We start from the raw sequence: 1,956 nt of genomic DNA, 5'->3' as shown, positions 1-1,956 counted from the left end.
ATATTCATGGGAATGTCGCCAAACTTACCCGTGTATTGCCAATGGAAACTGCGATCGCTCGCCGTCGAGAACGCATCACCTGTGATGAAGAAGAACGACTCAAATATGGTTACAACATCACCACCCACTTCCGCTACACCAGTCAAAAACGGGAATTAGCGATCGTCCAAGCTGCTGATGGTACGCCACTATTCAAACTCACCTATGGAGCCACAGCCACCATCTGGCGGATTAATCGGGGACTGAGAAAGAATACAGAAGACCGAGGATTTAAGCTTAATCCGACAACAGGTGTCTGGGGCGACAATAAAAACCAGGATCAACAGATTACTGATAATCTGCACACAGAAGTTAATTTAATGGTCGATGATACTTGCAACATCTTAGTTGTTGAGCCGTTGAATGTTCCTGCTGAGAATGGAGAAGCATTTATTGCTACATTGCAATACGCCCTAGAGACAGCAATCCAAGCTGTTTACAAATTAGAAGCCGATGAACTCGACTCCGAACGACTAGGACAAGGTAAATATTTACTGTTTTGGGAAGCTGCCGAAGGTGGTGCAGGTGTCCTTTCTCAATTGTTAGAAAAACCGGAAGCGTTTCAAAAAATTGCCGATGCAGCCTTAGATATCTGCCATTTTAAAGAACCAAAAGAAAGTTGTGTTCAAGCTTGTTATGAATGCTTGCTCTCTTATCGGAACCAGTTTGACCATGCTTTGATTAATCGCCATCTAATCAAACCTTGGCTTGACCAATTGCTAGAAAGTACGATGAATTGTCAAGTTAAAGGAATCTCTCGTGATCAGCAATATCAAACATTGCTGCAACAAACAGACCAAAATTCTGAGTTTGAGCGAGTGGTGTTACAGGAGATTTATCAACGGGGGTATAAATTACCGGATGCTGCACAGGAACTGATTCTGGAGGCTAATTGTAAGCCAGATTTTGTTTATCAGGAGGAGGCGATCGCACTTTTCTGCGATGGTTCAGTTCATGATAGTCAGGGTAAGCGCAAGCAAGACCAAGTAGAGCGGGATAATCTTAGGTATAACACTAGTTATAGTGTGCTTGCGCTACGGCATGATGAAGATTGGGGAGCGAAGTTGAGTATCTTAGCAGGTCTGTGAGTGAACTTAGTGTGCGATCGCTTTTATTTGGCATAAAATATACAGGGCGAGCAATATAATTACTTTGTAAGATTACGAGCTTCAATTTAAATAGTAAACGAGATAATTAGATTAAAATCAATTAAGTAAGTCGGCGCTAATATTTCAAGCTATGTTAAGAAATTAAAATGTAGGGTGCGTTGTCGCCAAGCGCCTCACCGTCAACGATTCAAGGTGCGTTAGCCTACGGCGTAACACAACGCCACTTGCTACAACGCGGGGAACCCGCGCAACGCAGTGGCTCCTCTACTTCAAATTTATATTTCTTCATATACATTGAATTTTTCTCGCCGACTTACTTAGACAGTTATTTTTTGTATTTATTACATACTTTTGTTGATTTTATATAGGGTTTCTACCAGTCTGAAGCAGCAATATGGATACAGGTAATTTAAAATCAATATTACTCGCACTAACATCGTTACCTCATGAAACAGAGTGGGTTGAATTCAAAGTAAATAATAGTAACCCAGAAGAGATAGGGGAATACTTATCAGCTTTATCTAACTCTGCAACTTTACATGGGAAAAATACTGCTTATATTGTATGGGGAGTGAATGACATTAGTCACGATATATTAGGTACTAACTTTAAACCTCGGTTAGAAAAAATTGGAAATCAAGAACTAGAGAACTGGCTAGTAACCCAATTATCTCCTCGAATAAACTTTAAAATATATGAGTTCGCTTTTCAAGAAAAAAATATAGTTTTTTTTGAGATACCTAAAGCAAACCATGTTCCTGTTCGCTTCAAAGGACTTGAGTATATCCGTGTAGGTAGTTACAAAAAG

General features: G+C 40.1%; 2 protein-coding genes. Both read left to right on the top strand.

From position 1 onward, the window contains the following. Positions 1 to 1,127: DUF1998 domain-containing protein (locus V7K15_RS29720; RefSeq protein ID WP_334911581.1), on the top strand; the 1,127-nt coding region annotated here is incomplete at its 5' end. A 415-nt stretch (positions 1,128 to 1,542) separates the two neighbouring features. After that, a partial coding sequence (locus V7K15_RS29715) for an AlbA family DNA-binding domain-containing protein (protein WP_334911579.1) occupies positions 1,543 to 1,956 on the top strand: 414 nt, incomplete at its 3' end.

The organism is Nostoc sp., assembly GCF_036919815.1.
Taxonomy (GTDB): domain Bacteria; phylum Cyanobacteriota; class Cyanobacteriia; order Cyanobacteriales; family Nostocaceae; genus Nostoc.
This window is presented reverse-complemented; position numbering and strand designations above follow the sequence as displayed.